This is a genomic window from Streptomyces sp. NPDC026206 (assembly GCF_040638465.1).
GTDB lineage: Bacteria > Actinomycetota > Actinomycetes > Streptomycetales > Streptomycetaceae > Streptomyces.
This window is the reverse complement of record NZ_JBEZYL010000001.1, coordinates 321,858-345,862: the sequence shown is the minus strand read 5'-3', so window position 1 is coordinate 345,862 and position 24,005 is coordinate 321,858. Positions and strand designations below refer to the sequence as shown.

Genomic DNA, 24,005 nt, shown 5'->3' with positions numbered 1-24,005 from the left:
GCGGTCCCCGTTCAACCCCGTCCTCCTTGCGGTCGCTCCCCGGCCGACTCCCGTACGTGTCCACAGTGTCGGAATGTTGCCGAACGCGCTGCGCCTACCGCGCTGTATGTGTTGCCACCTGCGGAAACACCAGACGTTTCCGTTACGCAACACCGGCCCGCCCCACCAGAGTGGTGGTGGAGAAGGGAGCCGGAATGAACGGCAATGGCAACGGCGGCGGCAACGGAACCGGCACCGGCGGGGGTCCCCTGTTGACGTTACGGGCGGCGTTCATCCTGCTGCTGGGGACGCTCGCCGGCATCGGGGCCGGGGTGCTCACCTGGCTCGGCGGAGCCAACCCAGCTGAGGGCTTCCTGGCGGGGGCGGCCGCATTCGGGGTGGCGGTGGCGTTCTTCAACGCCCTGATCGACTGATGGGCGCCGCCGGTCGCCGGATGTCAGGACCCGGCGGTGTGGTTCAGGATGGCGGTGGTGAGCGGGGCAAGGACCTCCCGGGGAAGCGCGTGGCCCATGCCGGGGACCTCGACGACGCGCGCGCCGCGGATCACCTGGGCGGTGTGCTGGGGATGCGGGGGCGGGAAGACCGGTTCGGCGGGGGCGGAGACGACGAGGGTGGGCACCTCGGTCCTCGCGAGGTGTTCGGTGCGGTCCATGCCGGAGTAGTCGGCACGGCCGTGTGCGGTGTTGGTGGCGTGGTGCCCGGTGTGTTCGATGACCTTCCGCTCCAGGGTGCGGAAGTATTCGGCGTCGAAGGGCAGCCGATCGCCGCCCAGTACCCGCCAGTGTTCGACCCGCCGGTCCAGCTCGGCCTCCAGGCCCCGGTCCTCGACGGGGCGGGCCCACATCTCCAGCACGTGGGGGGCGATGGCCGGGAGTTCTGCCGGCGGCGTCCTGGTCCCGTCCGCATGGAGGTAGGGGGCGGTGCTGAGCGCACAGGTCCCCATCAACGTCGCGCTGAGCAACCGGTCGGGGTGGTCGGCGATCAGGAGCTGGGCCAGCATGCCGCCCAGGGACAGGCCCACGACGTGGGCACGCTCGACACCGAGGCCGTCCAGGACCGCGATCGCGTCCTCGGCGAGGTCGGTGACGGAGTAGGGCCGCTGGTCGAAGGCCCAGGGGGAACGGCCGGTGTCACGGTGGTCGTAGCGGATCACGCGGTGCCGGGAGGCGAGCGCGTTCACCAGGTCGTCCGGCCAGCCCATGCCGGATGCCTGCGCGCCCATGATCAGCAGCAGCGGCGAGGCATCGGCGGCGCCGCGCTCTTCCGCCCACAGGCGTATGCCGGGTGCTGCCTCGACGAAGTGCTCCATGGTGTCCCTTTCGTAGCCGCGACACATCACATCTAGACGCAACGTTGCGTCTCGTTTCTAATGTAGCGCATGACCCATGCATGTACAGCCGATTCCCTGCCGGTCCGGACTCCGGCCACATCAAACGCCTGGCGCCCCGCACCTGCCCGGGGCGAGGCTTCCATGACGACACGCCGAGCCTTCTGTCGGGAGACAGCCGGGCCGCCCCCAGGACCAACCGGGGGCTCAGCGCGACACGAGGGCCACCACCTGCAGCGCGATCCCGGCATGGAGCAGCACGCACGCGCCCCATCCCTTGGCACCGCGGACGCCACCGCGGACCACGCTCATCCACCCCACGACCGTCAGTACCGCCACAAGTGCCAGCACGGACCAGGCCGCGACCAACCACGGCGTGGAGAGGCCGGTCAGGAACCTGATCAACGGGACCGGCACGAGGGCGAGCAGGGGCACACCCCACGTCCCCTCGCTAGCCTTGCTGCCTTCCATGCCGGTATCCACTCGCGTATCCACTCGCACCGCTCCCTTTCCGGATGCCACAACATCGCTATCTGTTGCACTCGTTGCAAAGAAAGCCCGCACTCCTCGCCAACGACCGAAGCCAACCTCATCCAGCAAGGTGATGGCCAGCCCGACGGCCGGGGCATCGAAGGGGGACCGGTCGGCCCCATCGCTCGGAAGGTGAGACCAGGATCGTCGCTGAGCGAGCCCGTCGCTAACGGCGGGGGAGGCACTCGGCGCGCCGAGTGCCTCCCCCGCGCGGCATCTCACGGCTGCGCGACGGGCGAACCCGTCATGCCGCGGAAGTCCGTGGCGGTCATCCCGTACTCGCTGCGGAAGGCCCGGCTGAACCCTGCCGCGCTTCGGAATCTGCACCGCTCGGCGATGGCGTGGACGGAAACCCCGGGATCGGCGAGCCGGCGGCCGACCTGACCGTCAGCACCTAGCCGGACACTTCACACCTTCACCACGATCTTGCCGGTGTGGGCGTTGGACTCCATCAGGCGGTGCGCGTCGGTGATGCGCTCCAGGCCATCGAAGGCCTCAGCGATCACGGGTGCCAGCGTGCCGCTCGTCAGGCCCGAGCCGATGAAGGCGGCGGCGCGGCGGCGGAAGTCTTCCTCGCGGGCGAGGACCCCATTAGCGTAAGTGTGCACGGTGAGCGGCCAGTTCATCGACAGCTGGATGGGGCGTGGGTCCAGCCAGCCGTAGAGTACCGCCGTGCCACCGGGTGTGAGCGCGTCACCGAGGGCCGCGAAGCCGGGGCCGCCCACTGCGTCGAAGGCAAGCCGGGCGCCGTGACCGCCCGTGATCCGCTTGACCTCCTTCACCAGGTCCTCGGAGTCCGTGCTGACCACATGGGCCGCACCGAGTTCCAGCAACCGCTGCCGTTTGGCCTCGCCGCGCGTGGTGGCGATCGGGACCGCACCCATCCGCAGGGCCGTCTGGACCGCGGCCGTACCGACACCGCTGGACGCGCCCGTGATCACCACGTGATCGCCGGGGGCCAGCCCGCCCGTCTCGACCAAGCCCCCGTAAACCGTCGAGTACGTCAGCCACATCGCCGCGGAGGTCACCGCGTCCATGCCGTCGGGCCTGCGCACCACGAACCCCTCGGAAAGGACGACCCGTTCGCCGTACACCCCGTGGACGCCGAAGTCGAAGTTGGCCGCTGACATCACCGCGTCGCCGGGGGCGAACGCGGTCACGCCCTCGCCGACCGCCTCGACCACCCCGGCCGCCTCATAGCCGAGCCGGGACCCGGGCAGCGTCGGCTGGTAGTAGTAGGCGCCCGCACGGAACAGGGCCTCGGCCCGGTTGAGGCCGATCGCCTCGACGCGGAAGAGGACCTCGCCGGGCCCGGGCTGCGCCAGAGGCACATCCTCGATCTTCAGGACCTCTGGCCCTCCGATCTCATGGAAGAGGACCGCCTTGGTGACTGCCTTGGTGACTGCCTTGGTGACTGCCTTGTCGGTGACCGCCGTGGTCGCAGAGTAAGTTGACATGAGGAGGACCGTACGGATCGGACAGGAGACGATCCATATCTCAAACCCTTACTCTTATGTCCCATCGTCTTTTTCTGCTGCCAGTAGGGTGCGGTCATGGACGTACTGAGCGATGCGATCGCCGCCATGCGCACCGGGCGCCCCCACTCCTCGCGCACGGTCAAGCACGCGCCCTGGGGCGTGCGTTTTCCCACCTCCGATGGCGCCGGATTCCACGTGGTGCTCCAGGGCTCGGCCTGGCTGCTGCCGCCCGAGGACGCCGACCCCGTCCGTCTCGGCCCCGGCGATGTCGTCTTCCTGGCCCACGGATACGGTCACGGCCTCGCCGACCGGCCCGAAACCCCGCTGGTGGAAGCCCAGCTGGAGCCGGACGGCTCCTGGCCCACACTCCGCCACCGCGGGCCCGTCAACGGCGATGACACACTCATCCTGTGCGGCGCCTACCAGTTGAACAGGTCGCGGGCCCATCCACTCCTCACCGATCTGCCGCCCTTCATCCATCTTCCGGCCCGCGTCGGCGCCCACGACAGACTGCGCTCCGCTGTTGATCTGCTCGGAGCCGAACTGGCCGACCCCCAGCCCGGCTCCGACGCCATCGTGCCCGCGCTCCTCGACACCTTGCTGCTGTATCTGCTGCGCACCTGGTGGCTGACCGACCGCCCGGAGGGACCGACCGGGTGGGCGGCCGCCCTGAGCGACCCCGCCGTCACGGCCGCGCTGCACGCCATACACGGCGAACCGGCGAGGCCCTGGACGGTCGAGGAACTCGGCGCACAGGCGGCGCTGTCCCGCGCCGCGTTCGCCCGCCAGTTCACCGCGCTCGTCGGCCAGCCACCACTGACTTATCTGACCTGGTGGCGCATGACGACGGCGGGTCGGCTGCTGCGCGGGAGCGATGCCCCGCTGCGGACTGTCGCCGAACAGGCTGGGTACACATCGGAGTTCGCCTTCGCCAAGGCCTTCAAGCGGGAATACGGGGTGGCACCTGGTCGGTACCGCAAGCAGGGGGCCGCAAGCCCGGCGTGATCCACCGGACAGCCCCTGGGCAGGGCCGGTGGCGGCATCCCGGCGTACCACGCTCCGGGGCCTCGCACGACGGGCCCGGAGCACGGTACGAGCGCCGACTCGCCCCGGCCCCCGCGGGCACCGCGCTCCCTACCGCCGCGGGAAACCGACCTCCACGCGGCGGTTCTTGCGGCGGCCGTCCTCCGTCGCGTTGTCGGAGATCGGGTACTGCTCGCCGTAGCCGCGGATCTCGTAGCGGACCGAGGCCGAGCCCAGGTCCTTGGCCAGCTGCCGCTGCACCGCGTTGGCGCGCTGCTTCGACAGCGCGACGCCATGATCGGCCGAGCCGAGGTTGTCCGTGAAGCCGAAGATGCGCAGGGCCGTGGCGTGCTGCTTGCGTACTTCCGCGGCAATGACGCCGATGCGGGCGCTGGCCGCGTCGCTCAGCTCGGCGCTGTCCTTGTCGAAGAGGACCTCGGCCTGCAAGGCGAAGGTGACGTTGACGTTGGTGTCCTCACGGCGCTCGTCGCCGCCGTCCGTCTCGACGACGGACTTGATGTCGAGGACGCGGCCGGGTGCCAGCTTGGCGCCCGGCCGCAGCCTGAGTCCGTCCGCGCTCGCGTCGGTCTTCACCGGCGGTGTCGTGTTCGCGGGGCTGCCGGGTCCGCCGTCAGCGTGCGCGGGGGCCGAGGCGAGGAGGACGACGGCGGCCAGGGCCGTGCCACAGACGGCCCGGGTGATCGACGGCATCGGATTTCACCCCGAAATCTTGATGCGGACGGAAGGCATGGCCGGCAGCTGGAAGTCGACCTCCTTGACGTCGTCGGGTGGTGCCGGGAACTGGGCGAAGACCGACCGGCTCTCGCTGGGGCGGATGTTGACGAGGCCCGTGGTGCACAGGCACTCGCCGTCCGTGTCGCGGAGGACGAGATAGCGCTTCTTGCCGGCCTGGTCGATGAGGGAGGCGCCGGACACCGACGACTGGGACTTCAGCTCCGTCTCCTTCGAGCGCCAGGTCAGCGGGGTGTAGGGCTTGGTGCCCTTGTTCGAGACCGTTCCGTTGACCGTGACGAAGCCGCCCTTGTCGCGTACCGCGGAATGGAGAGTGACGACGATCCCCTCCGGGCCCTTGAGCTCGCCGATCGTCTCCGTCGGCTGAGGGACGGGCTTGTCCGTGCCACCGGTGCGGGGGGCCGCGGTGCCCTTCGCCGCATCGAGGCCGGTCTTCTTCTCTCCGTCGTCGCCCTCGCCCCCGCAGCCGGCCACCGCGAGGGCTATGACGACCGCGAGCACTGCTCCGGCCCTGGCCATCCTCAAGCTCATCGGTCCGTTCCTTTGCTGGTCAGTCGGCGAGGTGCACGGCGTAGAGGTCCGTGGCCTTCACCACCGCGTCCGGGCGCTCGGGGCCGATGACCAGCACCTTGTCGCCGCAGGTGAGATGGAGGCCGATGGCGGCGGGGGGCGTGGGCTTCGCGCCGTCGGGCCGGGCGGGAGACTCCTCCGGCCCGTTCTTCGGCGTCTCCTTCTGCCTGTCCGTCAGGTCGTCCGTCGGCCCGGCCGTCGGCCCGGCCGCCGGTCCCCCAGTCGATCCGCCGGCCGGTCCGCCCTTCGGGGGCTCCTCCTTCACCGGCTCCGCCGTGCAGCGCGGCGCGACCTCCGCCTTCGCCGTCGCCGTGGCGTGCCTGCTCTCAGTGCCGGGTACGACCGACTGCCCCACCGTCTCCGCCGACGTGACCGTCACCGTGAACTCCCCCGGCACCCCGCCCTGACCGCACGTGATGGCCGGCCCGGCCCCGTTCAGCTCCGCGTACGAAGCCGCGGCCTCGCAGGCCCTGCCGGGCTCCGCGCCCCGGCCCGAGAGCCACTCCGCCCAGCCGCCGTCCCCCGAGCCGAGAGCCGTCAGGAGGCCCGTTCGCAACTGCTCGCGGTAGTCCTGGGCCGCTGCCAGCGCCGCCGCGTCGGCAGCGGTCTGCGTACCGTTCTTTCTCGCCCCGGCCTGTCCTACGGCGAAGAAGGCGAGAGCCAGGAAGAGCAGGGCGGCCACCGCCATGATGTACAGGGGGAAGGCCTGCCCCGCATCGCCCCCGCCCAACCCGCCTGCGGCACCCGCTCCCGGCCGGTCGCCCAGTCGGCGCCCCGGCCGGTGGCCCAGTCGGCGCTCCGGCCCGGGTATCAGCCGGTGATCTGCGAGATCTTGTTGGTGATGGCGGTGGCGATCATCGTGCCGAAGTCCGTCGTCATCAGCACCAGGATGATCGCCACGACCACGGCGATGATGCCCAAGTACTCGATCGAGGTCTGGCCGCGATCGTCCCCACGGCGTCCACGGCGTCCACCGTCTTCCCACAGGCGCTTCTGCATCGGATTCCGCATCATCTTGCCCTCCATGGGCGGTGGCCGCCAGGTCGGTCCGTCCCGGCGGACGAGTCACTGCGTGAGTACGACTCCATTCCCTTCCCCCACAAGGCAGTTGGGACACCATGGGTCTCACCCCCGCTCGGCCACGCCCTCGGACGTCGAATGTCCCACATCCGATTGCAGGCGCGAAGGTCCTTCACGGTCTTTACGCATTTCGACCGGCCCGGGCGCACGGGCCGGGGTCGCCGCGGACGCCGAGCAGGGCGCGGCGTGGTGCGGCGATATGTGCTGGGAAGCATTCGGCATGGCTGGGTCTCCTCTCACAGGCCATGTCATGGACGGCGGCACGTCCATGAATCCGCGCATCCATGCGTCCGCGCATCGATGCACCTCAATCCCCCGTGATGGAGCCGAAATCCGTACCTGATCCCAGAAAGAATCCCGCAATCAGCAGGATGACCGTTCCCGGGACCATGAACGTCGTGATGACCATCGTCGCCTTCGGCACCGTCCGCGCCGCCCGGCGACGGGCGAGCTGGGCGTCCGTGCGGCGCATGTCCGTCGCGATCTCGATGAGCGTATCGACGATCGGGGCGCCGAGCTCCTCGCCCTGCTGCAACGCGGTGACGAGCTGGGCGACTTGCTCGGAGTCGTTGCGCTTGCGCAGTTCGCCGAAGGCCTGCCGGCGGCTGACGCCCATGTCCATCTGGCGCAGCGTGATCCGCAGCTCGTCCGCCCACGGGCCCTCGTACCGCTCGGACACCCGGTCCAGTGCCTGCCGGAAGCCCAGGCCCGCGCTCACGACGACCGCGAGGACGTCCAGGAAGTCCGGCAGGGTCCGTTCGATCGCGTCGCGGCGCTCGCGGACGGCCGCCCAGATGCCGACCTCGATCCAGAACAGGCCGAAGGCGACGAGCAGCAGCGCGAGCAGCGGCCGGCCCTTCGCGAGCGCGACCAGCGCGCCGCCGAAGCCGAGGGCGCCGTAGACGGCGCGCCGGGCCGCGTACCGGTCCACTGTCAGGCCGCCCGGGTTGCCCGCCCGGTCGATGCGCCGCCGTACCTTCGCCACGCGCTTGTCGCCCATCATGCGCAGCACCAGCGGCGCGTAGCGCATGCCGAGCCGGTCGACGGCCGAGCCGACGGCCGTCGTGCGGGTGGAGCCGACCTCCAGGGCGAGGGCCAGGTCCGGCGGTAACTTGGCCTCGCTGCGGAAGAGCGCGATGCCGTAGCAGGCGCCCACGGCGGCCGCCCCCGCCAGCAGTGCCGTCACCAGCCCGATGATGCCCACCGTCGCCACCCCTTCACCCCCTCACACGTCGATCTCACACGTCGATCTTCGACATCCGGCGGATGAGGAAGAAGCCCAGTCCGTACAGGCCGAAGGCCGCCACGACCGCCACCTGCCCGAGCCAGTCCCCCGTCATCCGGTCGATCGAGCCGGGCGCGATGCGGTCCATCAGCAGCAGTGTGCCGATGCCCATCAGCGGCACGACGTAAGCCGTCACCGTCACCTGGGACAGCTGTGTACGCACCTCCCGCCGCGTCTCCTTGCGCTCCTCCAGCGTCGCCGTGAGGTTCCGCAGCGAGCTGACGACGGTGCCGCCCGCGCGGTTGGAGAGCACCAGGGTCGTCACCAGCACCACCAGTTCCCGCGAGGGCAGCCGCTCGGCGAGCTCGCCCAGGGCCTCGTCGACGGAGTGGCCGACCGCGAGTTTGTCGGCGACCTTGGCGAGCTCCTCGCCCGCCGGGGCCTCCATCTCCTCGGCCGCCATGCCCAGGGCGGTGCGCAGGGCGAGGCCGGCTTGCGTGGCGTTGGCCAGGATGCGCGACAGCTCCGGCAGCTGGTTGATGAACCTCTCGATCCGCTTGCGCCGCTGCCAGGTCAGGAAGGCGTGGGCCGACCAGATGGCGACGATCCCCGCCAGCGGGCCGAAGAACGGCGCGAGAGCGGCGGAGGCCGTCAGCCACAGGCCCGCCGCCGCGCCCACCACGCAAGCCACGAACTCGCCCACCGTGACGTCCAGCCCCGTCGACGCGATCCGCAGCTCCAGCCGCCCGCCGAAGCGCGTGGCGCGCAGCCACCGGTCCGTACGCCTGAAGTACCGCGCCCGGCCGGCCGGGGGCGGGGCGGGGGCGTCGGAGAGGCGGTCGACCAGCGCCTGGTGGCGGTCCCGGCCGGTGACGTACGCCCGTACGCCCGCGACGGCCAGCGCTCCGCAGAGCAGGGTGGCGCCCGCGGTCAGCAGAGCGAGGTTGCCCATAGTGCTCATATCACCCATGTGTCGGCTCGTCATCGTTCATGTCCGGCTACCCCTGCCCGGCCTCTCGGGCGTTGAGCTCGCCGGGGTACGCGGCGACGCCGAAGGCCGGCGGCACGGACTCGTTCGCGAGCCGGAGCCGCTCCGCCGCCCGCGCCGGGAGGGGGAAGTGCGCGAACGTCCCCCGCACGGTGCGGTCCGCGCCCATCGGCTCGGCGTCGAAGTGGCAGACGGTCACGAGGCGGGAGCCCTCGCCCCAGCCGCCGCCGTCCGGGGAGTCCAGCAGCGCGACCTCCACGACACGGCGCGAGCCGTCCGCGCTGCGCGCGAGCTGCACCAGGCAGTCCACCGCGCTGTTGATCTGGTCGCGCAACGCCTCGTAGGGGATTCTGACCTCCGACATCGACGCCAGCGTCCGCAGCCGCATCAGCGCGTCCTCGGCACTGTTGGCGTGCACGGTCGCCAGCGATCCGTCGTGACCGGTGGACATGGCCTGCAGCATGTCGAGGGTCTCGCCGCCGCGCACCTCACCCACGATGATGCGGTCGGGTCGCATGCGAAGGGAGTTGCGTACGAGGTCGCGGATGGTGATCCGGCCCTTCCCTTCGACGTTCGACGGGCGGGACTCGAGCCGGATGACGTGCGACTGCTGCAACTGCAGCTCCGCCGCGTCCTCGACGGTGATGATGCGCTCGCCGTCCGGGATCAGCCCCGACAGGGCGTTCAGCAGCGTTGTCTTGCCCGCGCCGGTGGCACCGGAGACGACGACGTTGAACTTCGCCCGTACGAGTGCCGCAAGCAGCATCAGCATGTGCTCGTCCAGGGTCCCCATGCCGATGAGCTCGCGCAGGGTGTAGGCGCGGGGGAAGCGCCGGATGGTGAGGGTCGCACCGTTCAGTGCGAGGGGCGGAATAATCACGTTCACGCGCTCGCCGCTCGGCAGGCGGGCGTCGACCATCGGATTCGACTCGTCCACACGGCGGTTGACGGTGGAGACGATGCGCTCGATGGTCTGCATCAGCTGTTCGTTGGAGGCGAACCGTACGGGTACGAGCTCCACGCGGCCGGCCCGTTCCACGAAGACCTGGTCGGGGCCGTTGACCATGATCTCGGTGACGGAGGGGTCCTCCAGGAGGGGCTCCAGCACGCCCAGCCCCAGCGCCTCGTCCACGACCCGCCTGATGAGGCGGTCGCGCTCCGCCGTGGAGAGGACCGGGCCCTCCCGGCTGATGATGTGGCCCAGGACGCGTTCCAGGCGGGAGCGCCGCTCGGCGGCGGCGAGCGCGGACATCTCGGCGAGGTCGATCTCTTCGAGCAGCTTCCCGCGGTAGACGGGCACGAGGTGGTCCGACTCACGGCCGTCGGGCGGGGTGTCCGGGGCGACGATGCGCGCTCGCAGGCTCATGGCATGCCCACCGCCCTCGCGGGGGCGGAGGCGGGGACGGGGGCCGAGGCGGGGGCCGGAGCCGGGACCGGGACCGGGACCGGAGCCGGGGGGCAGGACATCGTCGCCTGCCGGGTGACGGTGAAGGCGGTGCCGGGGATGATCGCCGGCATGTCGACGGTCACCGTGGCAGTGATCCGTTCGGTGGTGGTGGCGCAGGGTGGCGCGTCCACGGTGGCCCGGGCCGCCACCCAGGTCGTCATCGCCGCCTGGCCGGCTGCCGCGGGGGCGGCCCGGGGGACGTCGAGAGTGGCCGTGCGGGCCGCTGCGCGGGCGCCGGTGCCGGCTTGCTGGGCGGCGAATGCGGCCAGGCCGAGGTAGAGGGCGGCGAGGGCGACGAGGAGGAGGAGCGGGAGGAAGCCGAGGAATTCGACGGAGGCCGATCCGCTGTCGCGGGGGCGCGGCCGGAGGGGGGTTCCCCGTCCCGCCCCTTCCCGCTGCATCGATGTGCGGCTCCGCCGCGTGGCGGGGCTCCGCCCCGGGCCCCGGTCCTCAAGCGCCGGACGGGCTGAGTGGTGACCGTCTTCGGGGGCTCCGCCCCCGGACCCCCGGTCCTCAAACGCCGGACGGGCTGGATTATGGCCCGGGCCCGCTGGATTGCGCGCCGGACGGGCTGGATGGTGACCCGGACCTGTTGAGTTGTGAACCTGACCCGCTGGTTTGCACCCCGGGCCCGTCGAGTTGTGACCCTGACCCGCTGGATTGCACCCCGGACCCGTTGAGTTGTGGCCCGGACCGGCCGGATTCCCCCCGGCTCGGGCCGGTCGGCGGTCGTGACGTCGTAACGCCATCTCCTCAGTCCTCCCGTGCCACGCCGGCCGTGCTCTCCACCGGCCAGGGCCAGTCGACCGAGCCCGGGAACAGGACCGGCACCTGGAGGCGGACGCTCGCGCGGTAGACGCCGTCCTCCGGGCCGCAGTGCTGCTCGCTCTTCCAGGCGCCCGGCAGGTCCGAGAGGGCCGCGGCCGGGCAGTCGCGGCCCACTGCTCCGGCTCGGGCGCCCTTGTCGGCGGCGTGGCCGGCCAGGGAGTAGGTGTAGCCGACCAGGACGCACTGCCAGACGACCGCCAACGCGACGAGGATCAGGGGCAGCAGGCCCGCGAACTCGACCGCGATCTGGCCCCGGTCACCGCCGCCGCGCCGGCGGAAGCGGGACGCCGGGACGGGAGCGAGCTGGTCCGGGCCCGTGCCGCCGGCCCCTATGGCACGGCGGCGCCGCAGGCCGCCGGTGATCGAGCGGTCGGTGGGGCCGGCGTGCAGCGCGCGGCCGCCGGGGGGCGCGGGGGCGGCCAGGCCCAGTTCGCCGGCGAGGGTCCACAGGGCCTGGCGCACGCCGGACCGGGCGTCCAGGTCCTGCATACGGCCGGAGTCGACGGCGCCCTGCAGCTCCTTGTAACCGGCGGGGATGGTCGTACGGGCGGTCCGGGTGCCGGTCGTGCGGGCGACGAGGGGCGGCTGGATCTCGGCGTTGCGGGTGTGGCGGTTGACCACGGTCGTCGTCTCCTCGGGCTTGCGGATCTGTAGCCGTTCCCAGAGCCGGACCATGCGCTTGGCCGCCCTCACGGACACCACGTCCGGCGTCGTGACCAGTAAGGCCACGTCCGCCGTCTCGATCGCCGCCGCACCGGCGGCCGTGATCTGCGTGCCGCAGTCGACGACGACGAGGTCGTAGCGGCCGCGCAGGGCGGCGACGATCTGCCGGGCCGCGAGGTCGCCGACCTCCTCGCCGCGCTCGCCCTCCGCGGGGGCCAGCAGCAGCCCGAGGCCGGTGGGGTGGGGGAAGACGGCGTCCTGCAGCACCCGCGGCGAGATGTCGTTGATGCCCGCCAGGTCGGCGATCGACCGCCGGAACTGCACATCGAGGTACGAGGCCACGTCGCCCGACTGCAGGTCCAGGTCCGCGAGCGCGACGCTGCGCCCGGCCGCGCAGGCGGCGAGGGCCAGCTGCACGGCGGTGACGGTCGTGCCGACGCCGCCCTTGGCGCCGACGACGGCGACCAGCTTTCCGCCCGGCCCGCCGCCGCTCCCCGCTCCCGGGCGGCCCTCGGCGTGCTCGCCGGCCCCCAGGTGGCGGCGGACGCCCGTGGCCCAGTGCGCGGCGGCCCGGACGCGGGTGCCCAGCTCCTCGTAGGACAGCGGCAGCGCCGCGAGGCCGCGGGCGCCGCAGTCCATGGCGGCGGCGTAGAGCGCGGGGCCCGCCTCGGCGCTGAGCAGGATGGAGCCGGTGGCCGGGAAGCGGAGGGCGATTTCACGGATGAGTTCGAGGGCGGGCACGGGCCCGACCCGTTCGTGGACGAGGACGACCTCCGGCAGGTCGTCGACCGAGGTCGCGGCCAGTACGGCGAGCGTGTCCAGCAGCAGCGTCGAGTCGCCGGCGGTCCGCAGGGGTTCGACGCCCGGGAGCTGGGCCAGCAGCCCGCTGACGGCGCGGGCGGCATCCGGGTCGCCGACTGCCGGGAGGATTCTGATCGTCACCGTGGCCCTGCCTCCATCCACAACATCCGCTGGGCTGCTTCCCGGTCTACTTGTCGCCGTCGAGGGTGTACGTGCGGTCGCCGCCGCTGACCGCCCCGTCGCTGCCGGGAGCGATGAGGGCGAGCCGGACGTGGGAGGCGAACGACTCGGCGTACGCGACGCGCTGGGCGTCCCTGGTGTCCAGGGCGAAGGTGATCGGCACCGCCTCCCCGGCCTGCCGCGTCGTGGTGCCGCCGCCGCTCCGGCTCTCGCCGTCGCGCTTGAAGGGGGTGAGCCTGCCGACGTCGATGACCTGGGCCGCGGTGACGATGACCTTCGAGACGGGCTTGGCGCCCTGCTCCTTGGTGTCGAAGGTCGCGTAGATGTTGACCTTCGAACCGGGCCGGATCTTGCCCGCCACGCCCGTCGCCGCGTCGATCATGATGGCGATCTCCTGCTTGCCGGCCTCCAGCGCGGGCCTGGAGACGATCATGTCGTTCTGGAGCAGCGAGCCCTTGCGCAGCGGCGTGACGGCGATCTTGCCGCGTACGGTGGAGAGGTCGGTGACCGCGGTGGCGGGGAGCCAGCGCCTGGGCATCGAGATCTTCTCGAACGCGGCCTGCTCCCGCTCCAGGTCCTGGTAGGCGGGGACGTCGGACTTCAGCCGGTAGGCGGTCGTCTCGGGGCCGACCTTCGACTCGGCGTCGTGGATGACCGAGAACACTCCGGCGAACGCACCGACGGCACAGAGGGCCGACAGGAGCAGCAGGACGATCCCGCGGCGCTGGCGTGAATTCATGGGACGGCGAACCTCGTTCGGGGCCTCGGCAGGGGGTGACCGGCTGGTGGTGTGGCGGCGGGGTCAGCGGTGGGGCGTCGTGGTGGTGGCCGGACGCGCCGCGGCCGCCGGGGCCGCCGTGACCGCGGCCCCGCGGTCCGTGCCCGGTGGCGGGTCGAGCGCGTGGGTGCCGCCCGCGCGCGGTACGGGCGCGGAGCAGAACCCGCAGCGGTCACCGATGAGTTCGAGGCCGCACCAGTGGCACTCCTCGCGCCGTACGGAGGCGACGAGCTGGTACAGCACGGACGGGTCGGGGATGGCGGCGGCGAACTCGACAGCCCGGTGGGTGCCCCACCAGCGCTTGGACTCGGCGGGCAGCGGCAGGACCTCCTGGACGCCCTGGACCTGCCAGCCCGGCGCGACGGTGTCCGTGACCCAGTCCTCGCCCTTGCGGGGCCTGCCCCGGGCGACGGTCATCCGGGTGGCGAAGCCGGGCCCGTCGGGCACCTCCCCCGCGCCCGTGCGCACGAGCTGCCGCGCCGGATTGACGAGGACGCCGAAGTGGGCGCCGGGAAGCAGGGAGGCGACGTGCGCGCCGAGCCCGACCTCCACGTGGTCGAGCCGGGAGACGGAGGCCACCTGCGCGCCCGCGTAGATGTAGTGCGCCAGCAGTCGCGCGGCGGACGCGAGCACGCCGGGACTCAGATCGGACACCGACAACTGCCGTAACTGCCGCGCCAGTACGGCCACCGCGAGCGGAGGAAGCGCTACCGGCAGCAGGGCCACGCGGTCGCTCTCCAGCAGGGACCGCACGGCGTGCAGACGCCGCACATACGCGGAGGGCAGGGTGTCGGGGTAGAGGACGACGAGATGTCCGCACTGGTCGAGCAGGAGCGCCGCCTGGGTGACCGCCGTCTCCAGCGGCTGCGCCTCGGGCGGCTGGAGTACGGCAGCGGCCGGTGCGGGCCCACCGGGCGGCGGGAGCACCAGATCGGAGCTGGTGACCGCTATCGCAATCGGCACGTCGGCTTCCCCGTTCACTCCGGCCGCGGGGGCTCCGGCGGTCGCAGATCGATACTGCCCGGTGCTGGTGCCTCCGCACTTTATCCACGAATGGAGCGGCTGAGAACCGTTCTTCGAGGTTTGCCCCACGGGCCGGCGGGCCCGTCCCTCAACCCTTGACGGATGCATTGGTATGGACCACCTTTACGCCAACACGGCGGCCACCGTTCCCCTTCGACACTCACCGTCCACACCCCCCATCACCGCTCCAACTTCCTTCCCACCGGAGGCAGTAGTGGAACGCGCACGTCATAGAGCTTTCAGCCATGCGGGAAGACGCTTCGGCGGCGCCCTCACCTCTCTCGCCCTCGCGGCGGCCGGACTCGCCGCGCTGAGCGGTGCCGGGGCCGGCGCCGCGGCGGCCGCCGACGCCAACCTCGCCCGGAACCCCGGCTTCGAATCCGGGCTGGCCGACTGGACCTGTTCGAGCGACAGCGGCAGCACCGTCTCCTCGCCCGTCCACTCCGGTTCGGCCGCACTCAAGGCCACCCCCGCCGGCCCGGACAACGCCAGGTGCTCACAGACCGTCGCCGTCCGGCCCAACTCCTCGTACACGCTGAGCGCGTGGGTCAAGGGCTCGTACGTGTACCTCGGCGCGAGCGGCACCGGCACCACGGACGTGTCGGTGTGGACGCCGGACGCGGGCGACTGGCAGCAGCTCACCGCCACCTTCACGACGGGGGCGAACACCACCTCGGTCACCGTCCACACCCACGGCTGGTACGGGCAGCCTGCCTACCTCGCCGACGACATCACCCTCACCGGCCCCGGCGGCGGCGAACCGGGTGAACCGGTGCCGGGCGCGCCCGGCGGGCTGGCCGCCGGCGCCGCGACGTCGTCGTCCGTAGCCCTGTCGTGGAACGCCGTCGCCGGTGCGACCGGCTACAACGTCTATCAGGACGGCACCAGGGTGCAGGCGGTCGGCGGCACCTCGGCCACCGTCACGGACCTGGCTCCGGGCACCTCGTACCGCTTCCAGGTGACGGCCGCCAACGCGGCCGGCGAGTCGGGGAAGTCGGCCGCGGTCACCGCGACCACGGCCGCCGGCAGCGGCGGCACGCCGCACGTGCCCAAGCACGCGGTCACCGGCTACTGGCAGAACTTCGACAACGGCGCCACCGTGCAGAAGATCAGCGACGTGCAGAGCCAGTACGACATCATCGCCGTCGCCTTCGCGGACGCGACGACCACACCGGGCGCGGTCACCTTTCGCCTCGACCCGGCGCTCCACTACACCGAAGCCGCGTTTAAAGCCGACATCGCCGCCAAACAGGCAGCAGGCAAGTCGGTCATCATCTCCATCGGCGGCGAGAAGGGCACGGTGACCGTCAACGACGCGTCCTCCGCCGCCAACTTCGCCGACAGCGTCTACGCGCTGATGCAGAAGTACGGCTTCGACGGCGTCGACATCGACCTGGAGAACGGACTTGATCCGACCTACATGACGCAGGCGCTGCGCGCCCTGTCGGCGAAGGCGGGCAGCGGGCTCGTCATCACCATGGCCCCGCAGACCATCGACATGCAGTCGACTTCGGCCGGCTACTTCCGGACCGCGCTCAACATCAAGGACATCCTGACCGTCGTCAACATGCAGTACTACAATAGTGGTTCGATGAACGGATGCGACGGGAAGGTCTACTCCCAGGGCTCGGTGGACTTCCTCACCGCGCTGGCCTGCATCCAGCTGGAGGGCGGCCTCGCCCCCTCGCAGGTCGGCCTCGGTCTGCCGGCCTCGCCCCGCGGCGCGGGCAGCGGCTACGTCGCGCCCTCCGTGGTCAACAACGCCCTGGACTGCCTGGCCAGGGGAACGGGGTGCGGGACGTTCAAGCCGGCGAAGACGTACCCGGGAATCCGGGGTGCGATGACGTGGTCCACGAACTGGGACGCCGGTGCGGGCAACGCCTGGTCGAACGGGGTGGGGCCGCACGTGCACGCGCTGCCGTAGGGATCGCCCCCGCCGCCGGGCGGGCCGGAGGACCCGGCCCGCCCGGCGGCGGGGAAGCGGACGGCTCAGTGCACCATCACGTCTTCTTCCTCGTCCTCGCCCGGCTTCGGCAGCTCGCACCCCGGCAGCCCGAGGTCGAGCTTGTTGCCGGTGCCGAAGCACTTGGTGATGCCGTACGTCTGCTGGGCGTAGTTGATGCCCTGGCGGACCGTGACCTGGCCGTTCTCGTCGACCTCGCACGGGTTGTTCATGGTGCAGCGCTCGCCGCTCTCGTTACCGGTGTTGTTGACGGCGACGACCTTGCCGCTGTTGACGTCGACCACGGGCGAACCGGAGGTGCCCCCGATCGTGTTGCACGACGGGGTGTAGCGAAGCGAGTCCTTCCACGTCCAGTCGGCCTCACGGAGCAGGTGGACGAAGCCGTCGACGTTGCAGGAGTAGATCCGCTTCCAGTAGCCGGAGACGACCTTTATCGGCGTGCCGGTGGTGGGGTGGTCGCCCGAGACGCCGAGCGCGTTGATGCCGTACTGCTGCTTGATCTTCGCGTAGGTGGTGTTCAGCTCGTACAGCGTCACGTCGGTGTCGGTCATCGTGGCGTAGGAGACCTTGACGGCGCGCAGCGTGGCGACCTTGCCCGCGGTGGAGTTGAGAAGGCTGAAGGTGCGGCTGGAGGGCCGGTCGGTGATGACCTCGCCGGCGGCGGGCATGCCGGATTCCAGACAGTGGCCGTTGGTCAGTACGAGGGCCGGGTCGTTGTCGGCGGAGCCCGGCATCCGGACCAGCGAACCGGAGCAGTTGCTGAGTGCGACGGTGCCGGCGAAGTCGACGGCCTTGGGCTTGGTCCTCGCCTCCGTCCGCGGGGCCGCCGTGGCGTCGGCGGAGCCGGCTCCGGCCACGGTGGCGCCGCCCGCGAGCAGCAGTGTGGTGAGTGCACCGACGAGAGGTCGTCTCATGGGGGGTGGTCCTCTCCGATCACAAAGCGCATTCGGTTTTGACGTGTGCATTGTTGGTGTCGGTGGGACCGGCAGGCAATCGGCCGGTCTAAGGTGAAGCGGAAGTTGGCCTGATTCACCCGCACGGCGACGCTTGACCTGCTCATGTCACAGCTCGAACACTGGGGAGGCTCACCCCCCTCATTCGTCGCACGAACGGACCCCTCAGGAGGCCGCATGCGACCCCGAACCCCCCTGTCCCGCAGGCTGCACGGCAGAGTGGCGACAGCCGCCACCGCCGTCCTGCTCACCCTGGCCATGGCCGCGCCGGCGTCCTCGCGCAGCGAGGAACGCCCCCGCGCGTACGAGGTCACCGGGCCCAGGACCGCGGCCCAGCGCAGCGCCGTCGCCGCGACCGGAGCATCCGTCGACGCCGTCCGCGACCACTCGGTAGTGGTCACGGCGGACGCCGCGCAGGCCGAGCGCATCCGCCGCATGGGCTACAGGCTCCGGGTCCTGCCCGGACCGCCGGACCGCAGCGACGGCCGCAAGGCCAAGCCGTTCGACTTCCCGCCCGCGGACGCGAAGTACCACAACTACAACGAGGCCATGGCGGAGATCGACGCGGACGTGGCCAAGTACCCCTCGCTGATGAGCAAGCAGGTCATCGGCAAGTCCTACGAGGGCCGGGACATCGTCGCCGTAAAGATCACCAACGGCGCGAAGGCGGCCGGCGGTGCGGCGGCGGCCAAGCCCGAGGTGCTCTTCACCCACCACCAGCACGCCCGCGAGCACCTGACCGTGGAGATGGCCCTCTACCTGCTCAAGGAGTTCGGCTCGAAGTACGGCACCGACCCGCGCGTCACCAAGATGGTCGACAGCCGGGTGATCTGGGTCGTGCCCGACGTCAACCCCGACGGCGGCGAGTACGACATCGCCACCGGCACCTACCGCAGCTGGCGCAAGAACCGCCAGCCCAACACCGGCTCGTCCGCACGCGGCACCGACCTCAACCGCAACTGGGACTACAAGTGGGGCTGCTGCGGGGGCTCCTCGGGCAGCACCGGCTCCGAGACCTACCGCGGCTCCGCCCCCCAGTCCGCGCCGGAGGTGAAGGTCGTCGCCGACTTCGTCCGCAGCCGGATCGTGGGCGGCAAGCAGCAGATCAAGGCCGCCATCGACTTCCACACCTACAGCGAGCTGGTGCTCTGGCCGTTCGGCTGGACGTACGACGACACCGCCCCGGGGATGACCAAGGACGACCACGACGCGTTCGCCACCATCGGCAAGTCCATGGCGGCCAGCAACGGCTACACGCCCGAGCAGTCGAGCGACCTCTACATCACCGACGGAACGATCGACGACTGGCTGTGGGGCAACCAGAAGATCTTCGCCTACACGTTCGAGATGTATCCGGACTCGAGCGGCGCCGGTGGCGGCTTCTACCCGCCGGACGAGGTCATCGACCGGGAGACGGCGCGCAACCGCGACGCGGTGCTGCAGCTGCTGGAGAACGCGGACTGCATGTACCGGTCCATCGGTAAGGAGGGGCAGTACTGCCGCTGATCCACACGCTCCGGCTTCAAGCGCCGGACGCTCCGACCTCAAGCGCCGGACGGCCCGTCCGGCGCTTGAGGCTTTGACCCGGCACTCGGCGCGATGTTAGACAGCACGCACGTTCCCATCCGCTCCAGCTCCACGCACTGGACGTCGCAGGTGATGCGACACGACTTTCAGGGGGAGGCCCCATGGCCGCCATCGCCGACGACGCCGTCGCCCGCCTCGCCGAGGAGCGCGTCGACCACCGCTTCAAGGGCCTGCCCCCGGACGCGGAGGGCCGGACCGTCGGCGAGCTGGCGGCCGAGCGGCGCTCGCTGTTCACCGGCGGCTTCACGACCCCCGTACTCGCCCTCTCGGCCGAGGCGCTCGACCACAACCTCGCCCTGATGGAGCGCTACTCCGCCGGGCACGGCCTGGCCTTCGCCCCGCACGGCAAGACCTCCATGGCCCCGCAGCTCTTCGAGCGCCAGCTGGCCCACGGCGCCTGGGGCATCACCGCGGCCACGCCCGCCCAGGTCCGCGTCTACCGCGCCTTCGGCGTCCAGCGGATCTTCCTCGCCAACGAGGTCGTCGACGCCGCCGCCCTGCGCCTGCTCGCGGCCGAGCTGGCCGCCGACCCGGACTTCCGGCTCGTGACCTACGTCGACTCCGTGCGCGGCGTCGAGCTGATGGACGCCGCCCTGCGCGATGCCGGCGCCGGCCGCCCGCTCGACGTCGTCATCGAACTCGGCGCGGCCGGCGGCCGTACGGGCGTCCGTACGGAGGACGAGTGCGCCCGCGTCGCCGACGCCGTCGCGCAGACCGGCACCCTCCGCCTGGCCGGAGTCGCCGGATACGAGGCCGAGATCCCGGACGCCGACAGCGAGCTCGTACGGGCCTGGCTGCGCCGGCTCACCGGGCTGGCCGTCGCCTTCGACAAGGAAGGCCGCTTCGCGGGCGTGGAGGAGATCGTCGTCAGCGCGGGCGGCAGCGCCTGGTTCGACGCGGTCGCCGAGGTCTTCGGAGAGCTTCCCGCCCTGTCCGCGCCGGTGCTCAAGCTGCTGCGCTCCGGCGCGTACGTCACCCACGACGACGGGCAGTACCGCCGCAAGACCCCCTTCAACCGGCTCCCCGAACAGGGCGCCCTGCACCCCGCCTTCCGCCTGTGGGCGCAGGTCGTCTCCCGGCCCGAGCCCGGCATGGCGTACCTCAACGCGGGCAAGCGCGACGTCTCCTACGACCTCGGTCTGCCCGAGCCGCAGGTCGTCCGCTCGGCCCGGGACGGCTCGCTGCGCCCGGCCACGGGGCTGACGGTGACCAGGCTCGCCGACCAGCACGCGTTCGTGACGCTTGCCGGGGACGCGGACGCGGAGCTGGAGGTCGGGGACTGGGTGGGGCTGGGGCTGTCGCACCCGTGCACGGTGTTCGAGAAGTGGCCGCTGATTCCGCTCGCGTCGGCGGACGGCACGGTCACGGACTACGTCCGGACGTTTTTCTAGCCCGCCCGCCCGGCGGGGGCCCGGGGGCCTGCCTCCGGTTTCGGGAAGGGGCAGGGAGGGGAACAACCCCCACCCATGGACACCGTGTTACGCGACGTACGCGTCATCGACGGCACCGGCGCCCCCTCCTACCGCGCCGACGTCGCCTTGTCCGGCGGCCGGATCTGCGGGATCCATCGCCCGGGCAACGGCCGGCGCCCCGCAGGCAGACGCACCCTCGACGCCCACGGCCTCGCCCTGGCCCCCGGTTTCATCGACATGCACGCCCACAGCGACCTCGCCCTCCTCACCGACCCCGCGCACACCGCGAAGGCCGCACAGGGCGTGACGCTGGAGGTCATCGGTCAGGACGGCCTGTCGTACGCGCCGGTCGACGACCGCACCCTGGCCGAGGTACGCACCCAGATCACCGGCTGGAACGGCGACGGCCACGGGATCGACTTCGGCTGGCGCACCGTCGGCGAGTACCTGGACCGCCTCGACCGGCAGGGCATCGCGGTCAACGCCGCCTATCTCGTCCCCCAGGGGACGGTCCGGATGCTCGCCGTCGGCTGGGAGGACCGCCCGGCCACGGCCGCCGAGCTGGGGCGGATGAAGCGGCTGGTGGCCGAGGGGCTGGAGCAGGGGGCGGTGGGGCTGTCCTCCGGGCTCACCTATACGCCCGGGATGTACGCCGACGAGGCCGAGCTGACCGAGCTGTGCCGGGTCGTGGCCCGCCACGGCGGCTACTACTGCCCGCACCACCGCTCGTACGGGGCGGGCGCCCTGGCCGCGTACGAGGAGGTGATCGGTCTGGCGCGCGCGGCGGGCTGCGCCCTGCACCTGGCGCACGCCGTCATGAACTTCCCAGTCAACGCCGGGCGCGCCCCCGAGCTGCTGGCGCTGCTGGACGCCGCGCTCGCGGACGGCGCCGACATCTCCCTCGACACCTACCCCTACACCCCGGGCTGCACCACGCTCGTCGCGATGCTGCCGGGGTGGGCGTGCGAGGGCGGCCCGGAGGCGGTGCTGGCGCGGCTGCAGGACGACGCGACTGCCGAGCGGATCCGCTACGCCATGGAGGTGGAGGGCGCGGACGGCTACCACGGCGTGCCCGTCGACTGGGAGGCGATCGAGATCTCCGGCGTGGCCGGTCCCGGCTTCGCGGGCCACGTGGGCACGAGCGTCGCCCGCTGTGCCCGGGCGCGCGGCGAGGAGCCGTGGGCACTGGCCCGGCGGCTGCTGATCGGGGACCGGCTGGGGCCGACGGTCCTCCAGCACGTGGGTCACGAGGAGAACGTCCGCACGATCATGCGGCATCACGTCCACACCGGCGGCAGCGACGGCATCCTGCACGGCGCGAAGCCGCACCCCCGCGCCTTTGGCACGTTTCCGCACTACCTGGGGCGGTACGCACGTGAGCTGGGGATGTTCTCCCTGGAGGAGTGCGTGGCGCATCTCACGTCCCGTCCCGCGGCCCGGTTGCGGCTGCCCGACCGGGGCCTCGTACGCGAGGGATACCGCGCCGACCTCGTGCTCTTCGATCCACGGACGGTGGCCGCCGGTGCCACTTTCGAAGCCCCGCGGCGCCTTCCGACCGGCATTCCTTATGTCCTGATTGCCGGACGCTTTGTGATGGAAGACGGGCGCCGGACGGACGTACTGGCGGGCCGCACGGTCCGGCGTACTCCCGTCGCCTGAACGACCCCGCGCGGGCGGTGCCGGCGGGCCGGCAAAGGGCGCGCGGGGCGAGGAGCGTCCCCGTATGGTGGCCGTCATGCAGGTGATCCAGTCAACGAAGCTCGCCAACGTCTGCTACGAAATCCGTGGCCCGGTGCTCGAGGAGGCCATGCGGCTGGAGGCGGCAGGTCACCGCATCCTCAAGCTGAACACGGGCAACCCCGCGATCTTCGGGTTCGAGTGCCCGCCGGAGATCCTCGAGGACATGCTGCGCAACGTCGGCGACGCGCACGGCTACGGCGACGCCAAGGGGCTGCCGTCCGCACGGCGCGCGGTGGTGCAGCACTACGAGACCAAGGGCATCGAGCTGTCCGTCGAGGACATCTACCTCGGCAACGGCGTCTCGGAGCTGATCCAGATGTCGATGCAGGCACTGCTCGACGACGGCGACGAGGTCCTCGTCCCGGCGCCGGACTATCCGCTGTGGACGGCGTCCGTATCGCTCGCGGGCGGCACGGCCGTGCACTACCGCTGCGACGAGCAGGCGGACTGGATGCCGGACCTGGCCGACATCGAGCGCAAGGTCACCGACCGCACCAAGGCCATCGTCATCATCAACCCGAACAACCCCACGGGTGCGGTCTACGACGACGAGATGCTGCGCGGGCTGACCGAGATCGCCCGCCGCCACAACCTGATCGTCTGCTCCGACGAGATCTACGACAAGATCCTCTACGATGGCGTGACCCACACCCCGACCGCCGCCATCGCCCCGGACCTGCTGACGCTGACCTTCAACGGCCTGTCCAAGGCCTACCGCGTGGCCGGTTACCGCAGCGGCTGGCTGGCGGTCTGCGGGCCGAAGGCCCACGCCGACAGCTACATCGAGGGCCTGACGATCCTGGCCAACATGCGCCTGTGCGCCAACATGCCGGCGCAGTACGCGGTGGCCACCGCCCTCGGCGGGCGGCAGACGATCAACGACCTGGTGCTGCCGGGCGGCCGGCTGCTGGAGCAGCGCGACGTCGCGCACGAGCTGCTGACGCAGATCCCGGGCGTGACGTGCGTGAAGCCCAAGGGCGCGCTGTACGCCTTCCCGCGGCTCGACCCGAAGGTCTACAAGATCAAGGACGACCGGCAGATGGTGCTGGACCTGCTCCGCGCCGAGAAGATCATGGTCGTGCACGGCACGGGCTTCAACTGGCCGGAGCCGGATCACTTCCGCCTGGTCACGCTGCCCAACGCCAAGGATCTGGCGGAGGCCGTGACCCGGATCGGGAACTTCCTGGACGGCTACGGCCAATAACTTTAGACGTTGTCCAAGTTAGGATGGCCTTCAGAGGTAACTCAGGAGGCCATCCATGTACGAACCGGTCCGCACCACATCGGTCCACGCACACGGCCCACATCGCTCGCGCCAGGAGGAGCTGGAGATCCGGCTCGCCGGGCACTTCACGGCGCTGCTGACCGTGACGGATGAGCTTCGTGTGCTGACGCCGTCGGCTGAGCTGGACGATGCGGCGGCGCGGCTGGCCGTGCGGGTGGAGCGCCTGCAGGGTCACTCGCCGGTGCGGGCCGTCCCGACGACGGGGGCCGCGACCCCCGCCCGTATCACCGCTCTGCACCAGCGCGCCCACATGCTGGCGGGCCAGGCCCTGGTCGTCGCGACGCAACGCGGCGACGTGGCGGGCGCGGCCCTGGCGTCGGAGCGCATGCACGCCCACGCGGGTTTCCTCTTCCCGTAACCGGGGCTCCGC

General features: G+C 71.5%; 23 protein-coding genes and 1 pseudogene. 8 read left to right on the top strand and 16 right to left on the bottom strand.

What is annotated here, in order from left to right; genetic code table 11:
* Positions 1-194 precede the first annotated feature (194 nt).
* Positions 195-413: a hypothetical protein gene (locus AB0F13_RS01630; RefSeq protein ID WP_362073372.1), complete on the top strand. Its 219-nt coding sequence runs from the start codon at positions 195-197 to the stop codon at positions 411-413.
* Between the two features lie 23 nt (positions 414-436).
* Here the strand turns inward: AB0F13_RS01630 and AB0F13_RS01625 are convergent, their stop codons facing one another.
* The 4 genes and pseudogenes from AB0F13_RS01625 to AB0F13_RS01610 all read right to left on the bottom strand — a co-directional run bounded on the left by AB0F13_RS01625 (position 437) and on the right by AB0F13_RS01610 (position 3,315).
* On the bottom strand, positions 437-1,309 hold the full coding sequence (locus AB0F13_RS01625) for an alpha/beta hydrolase (protein ID WP_362073369.1): 873 nt from the start codon (positions 1,307-1,309) through the stop codon (positions 437-439).
* A gap of 225 nt (positions 1,310-1,534) precedes the next feature.
* Positions 1,535-1,798, bottom strand: coding sequence for a hypothetical protein (locus AB0F13_RS01620; protein ID WP_362073366.1), 264 nt, complete (start codon positions 1,796-1,798; stop codon positions 1,535-1,537).
* A 278-nt stretch (positions 1,799-2,076) separates the two neighbouring features.
* Positions 2,077-2,220 (bottom strand): annotated as a pseudogene (locus AB0F13_RS01615) (AraC family transcriptional regulator); the annotation flags it as partial.
* 45 nt (positions 2,221-2,265) lie between these two features.
* Positions 2,266-3,315 (bottom strand): zinc-dependent alcohol dehydrogenase family protein, encoded by a 1,050-nt coding sequence (locus AB0F13_RS01610; protein WP_362073363.1) that lies wholly within the window; start codon positions 3,313-3,315, stop codon positions 2,266-2,268.
* 96 nt (positions 3,316-3,411) lie between these two features.
* Between AB0F13_RS01610 and AB0F13_RS01605 the strand changes: the two genes are divergently transcribed.
* The gene (locus tag AB0F13_RS01605) at positions 3,412-4,341 is read left to right on the top strand and encodes an AraC family transcriptional regulator (RefSeq protein ID WP_362073360.1); all 930 of its coding nucleotides are present in this window, start codon (positions 3,412-3,414) and stop codon (positions 4,339-4,341) included.
* A gap of 129 nt (positions 4,342-4,470) precedes the next feature.
* On the opposite strand, the gene AB0F13_RS01600 is transcribed toward AB0F13_RS01605, so the two are convergent.
* The 11 genes from AB0F13_RS01600 to AB0F13_RS01550 all read right to left on the bottom strand — a co-directional run bounded on the left by AB0F13_RS01600 (position 4,471) and on the right by AB0F13_RS01550 (position 14,635).
* A complete protein-coding gene (locus tag AB0F13_RS01600; RefSeq protein WP_362073357.1) occupies positions 4,471-5,070 on the bottom strand; it encodes an OmpA family protein in 600 nt (199 codons plus the stop codon).
* Positions 5,071-5,076: 6 nt separating this feature from the next.
* Positions 5,077-5,643: a hypothetical protein gene (locus tag AB0F13_RS01595; protein WP_362073354.1), complete on the bottom strand. Its 567-nt coding sequence runs from the start codon at positions 5,641-5,643 to the stop codon at positions 5,077-5,079.
* Between the two features lie 19 nt (positions 5,644-5,662).
* A complete protein-coding gene (locus AB0F13_RS01590) occupies positions 5,663-6,412 on the bottom strand; it encodes a pilus assembly protein TadG-related protein (RefSeq protein WP_362073351.1) in 750 nt (249 codons plus the stop codon).
* A gap of 80 nt (positions 6,413-6,492) precedes the next feature.
* Complete coding sequence (locus tag AB0F13_RS01585; RefSeq protein WP_362074446.1) at positions 6,493-6,681, bottom strand: hypothetical protein; 189 nt, start codon at positions 6,679-6,681, stop codon at positions 6,493-6,495.
* A gap of 388 nt (positions 6,682-7,069) precedes the next feature.
* Positions 7,070-7,957 carry a DUF5936 domain-containing protein gene (locus AB0F13_RS01580; protein ID WP_362074443.1) on the bottom strand — a complete coding sequence of 296 codons (888 nt, stop codon included), beginning with the start codon at positions 7,955-7,957 and terminating at the stop codon, positions 7,070-7,072.
* A gap of 43 nt (positions 7,958-8,000) precedes the next feature.
* Positions 8,001-8,939, bottom strand: coding sequence for a type II secretion system F family protein (locus tag AB0F13_RS01575; RefSeq protein WP_362074441.1), 939 nt, complete (start codon positions 8,937-8,939; stop codon positions 8,001-8,003).
* A gap of 46 nt (positions 8,940-8,985) precedes the next feature.
* Complete coding sequence (locus AB0F13_RS01570; protein ID WP_362073348.1) at positions 8,986-10,341, bottom strand: CpaF family protein; 1,356 nt, start codon at positions 10,339-10,341, stop codon at positions 8,986-8,988.
* A complete protein-coding gene (locus AB0F13_RS01565) occupies positions 10,338-10,823 on the bottom strand; it encodes a TadE/TadG family type IV pilus assembly protein (RefSeq protein ID WP_362073345.1) in 486 nt (161 codons plus the stop codon). Before AB0F13_RS01565 ends, AB0F13_RS01570 begins: the two co-directional genes overlap by 4 nt.
* A gap of 352 nt (positions 10,824-11,175) precedes the next feature.
* Positions 11,176-12,855 (bottom strand): AAA family ATPase, encoded by a 1,680-nt coding sequence (locus AB0F13_RS01560; protein WP_362073342.1) that lies wholly within the window; start codon positions 12,853-12,855, stop codon positions 11,176-11,178.
* Between the two features lie 46 nt (positions 12,856-12,901).
* A complete protein-coding gene (gene cpaB / locus AB0F13_RS01555) occupies positions 12,902-13,633 on the bottom strand; it encodes a Flp pilus assembly protein CpaB (RefSeq protein WP_362073339.1) in 732 nt (243 codons plus the stop codon).
* A gap of 63 nt (positions 13,634-13,696) precedes the next feature.
* Positions 13,697-14,635 carry a hypothetical protein gene (locus AB0F13_RS01550; RefSeq protein ID WP_362073336.1) on the bottom strand — a complete coding sequence of 313 codons (939 nt, stop codon included), beginning with the start codon at positions 14,633-14,635 and terminating at the stop codon, positions 13,697-13,699.
* 274 nt (positions 14,636-14,909) lie between these two features.
* Here AB0F13_RS01550 and AB0F13_RS01545 point away from each other — a divergent pair, with 274 nt between their 5' ends.
* Positions 14,910-16,619: a glycoside hydrolase family 18 protein gene (locus tag AB0F13_RS01545; RefSeq protein ID WP_362073333.1), complete on the top strand. Its 1,710-nt coding sequence runs from the start codon at positions 14,910-14,912 to the stop codon at positions 16,617-16,619.
* Between the two features lie 65 nt (positions 16,620-16,684).
* On the opposite strand, the gene AB0F13_RS01540 is transcribed toward AB0F13_RS01545, so the two are convergent.
* Positions 16,685-17,572, bottom strand: a complete 888-nt coding sequence (locus AB0F13_RS01540) for a serine protease (protein WP_362073330.1) — start codon at positions 17,570-17,572, stop codon at positions 16,685-16,687.
* Positions 17,573-17,788: 216 nt separating this feature from the next.
* On the opposite strand from AB0F13_RS01540, the gene AB0F13_RS01535 reads away from it, so the two are divergent.
* From AB0F13_RS01535 to AB0F13_RS01515, 5 genes are all read left to right on the top strand, one after another.
* The gene (locus tag AB0F13_RS01535) at positions 17,789-19,117 is read left to right on the top strand and encodes a M14 family metallopeptidase (RefSeq protein ID WP_362073327.1); all 1,329 of its coding nucleotides are present in this window, start codon (positions 17,789-17,791) and stop codon (positions 19,115-19,117) included.
* A gap of 182 nt (positions 19,118-19,299) precedes the next feature.
* Complete coding sequence (locus AB0F13_RS01530; protein ID WP_362073324.1) at positions 19,300-20,589, top strand: amino acid deaminase; 1,290 nt, start codon at positions 19,300-19,302, stop codon at positions 20,587-20,589.
* Between the two features lie 75 nt (positions 20,590-20,664).
* Positions 20,665-22,269, top strand: coding sequence for a D-aminoacylase (locus tag AB0F13_RS01525; RefSeq protein WP_362073321.1), 1,605 nt, complete (start codon positions 20,665-20,667; stop codon positions 22,267-22,269).
* Between the two features lie 76 nt (positions 22,270-22,345).
* Positions 22,346-23,554 (top strand): pyridoxal phosphate-dependent aminotransferase, encoded by a 1,209-nt coding sequence (locus AB0F13_RS01520; protein ID WP_362074438.1) that lies wholly within the window; start codon positions 22,346-22,348, stop codon positions 23,552-23,554.
* 55 nt (positions 23,555-23,609) lie between these two features.
* A complete protein-coding gene (locus AB0F13_RS01515; RefSeq protein ID WP_362073318.1) occupies positions 23,610-23,993 on the top strand; it encodes a hypothetical protein in 384 nt (127 codons plus the stop codon).
* The last annotated feature ends 12 nt before the right edge of the window (positions 23,994-24,005 follow it).

Coding starts and splice junctions, on each gene's coding strand:
- AB0F13_RS01630 (WP_362073372.1), top strand. CDS start 195: ATGAACGGCAATGGCAACGGCGGCGGCAACGGAACCGGCACCGGCGGG.
- AB0F13_RS01625 (WP_362073369.1), bottom strand. CDS start 1,309: ATGGAGCACTTCGTCGAGGCAGCACCCGGCATACGCCTGTGGGCGGAA.
- AB0F13_RS01620 (WP_362073366.1), bottom strand. CDS start 1,798: ATGGAAGGCAGCAAGGCTAGCGAGGGGACGTGGGGTGTGCCCCTGCTC.
- AB0F13_RS01610 (WP_362073363.1), bottom strand. CDS start 3,315: ATGTCAACTTACTCTGCGACCACGGCGGTCACCGACAAGGCAGTCACC.
- AB0F13_RS01605 (WP_362073360.1), top strand. CDS start 3,412: ATGGACGTACTGAGCGATGCGATCGCCGCCATGCGCACCGGGCGCCCC.
- AB0F13_RS01600 (WP_362073357.1), bottom strand. CDS start 5,070: ATGCCGTCGATCACCCGGGCCGTCTGTGGCACGGCCCTGGCCGCCGTC.
- AB0F13_RS01595 (WP_362073354.1), bottom strand. CDS start 5,643: ATGAGCTTGAGGATGGCCAGGGCCGGAGCAGTGCTCGCGGTCGTCATA.
- AB0F13_RS01585 (WP_362074446.1), bottom strand. CDS start 6,681: ATGCAGAAGCGCCTGTGGGAAGACGGTGGACGCCGTGGACGCCGTGGG.
- AB0F13_RS01575 (WP_362074441.1), bottom strand. CDS start 8,939: ATGGGCAACCTCGCTCTGCTGACCGCGGGCGCCACCCTGCTCTGCGGA.
- AB0F13_RS01570 (WP_362073348.1), bottom strand. CDS start 10,341: ATGAGCCTGCGAGCGCGCATCGTCGCCCCGGACACCCCGCCCGACGGC.
- AB0F13_RS01565 (WP_362073345.1), bottom strand. CDS start 10,823: ATGCAGCGGGAAGGGGCGGGACGGGGAACCCCCCTCCGGCCGCGCCCC.
- cpaB (WP_362073339.1), bottom strand. CDS start 13,633: ATGAATTCACGCCAGCGCCGCGGGATCGTCCTGCTGCTCCTGTCGGCC.
- AB0F13_RS01540 (WP_362073330.1), bottom strand. CDS start 17,572: ATGAGACGACCTCTCGTCGGTGCACTCACCACACTGCTGCTCGCGGGC.
- AB0F13_RS01535 (WP_362073327.1), top strand. CDS start 17,789: ATGCGACCCCGAACCCCCCTGTCCCGCAGGCTGCACGGCAGAGTGGCG.
- AB0F13_RS01530 (WP_362073324.1), top strand. CDS start 19,300: ATGGCCGCCATCGCCGACGACGCCGTCGCCCGCCTCGCCGAGGAGCGC.
- AB0F13_RS01525 (WP_362073321.1), top strand. CDS start 20,665: ATGGACACCGTGTTACGCGACGTACGCGTCATCGACGGCACCGGCGCC.
- AB0F13_RS01520 (WP_362074438.1), top strand. CDS start 22,346: ATGCAGGTGATCCAGTCAACGAAGCTCGCCAACGTCTGCTACGAAATC.
- AB0F13_RS01515 (WP_362073318.1), top strand. CDS start 23,610: ATGTACGAACCGGTCCGCACCACATCGGTCCACGCACACGGCCCACAT.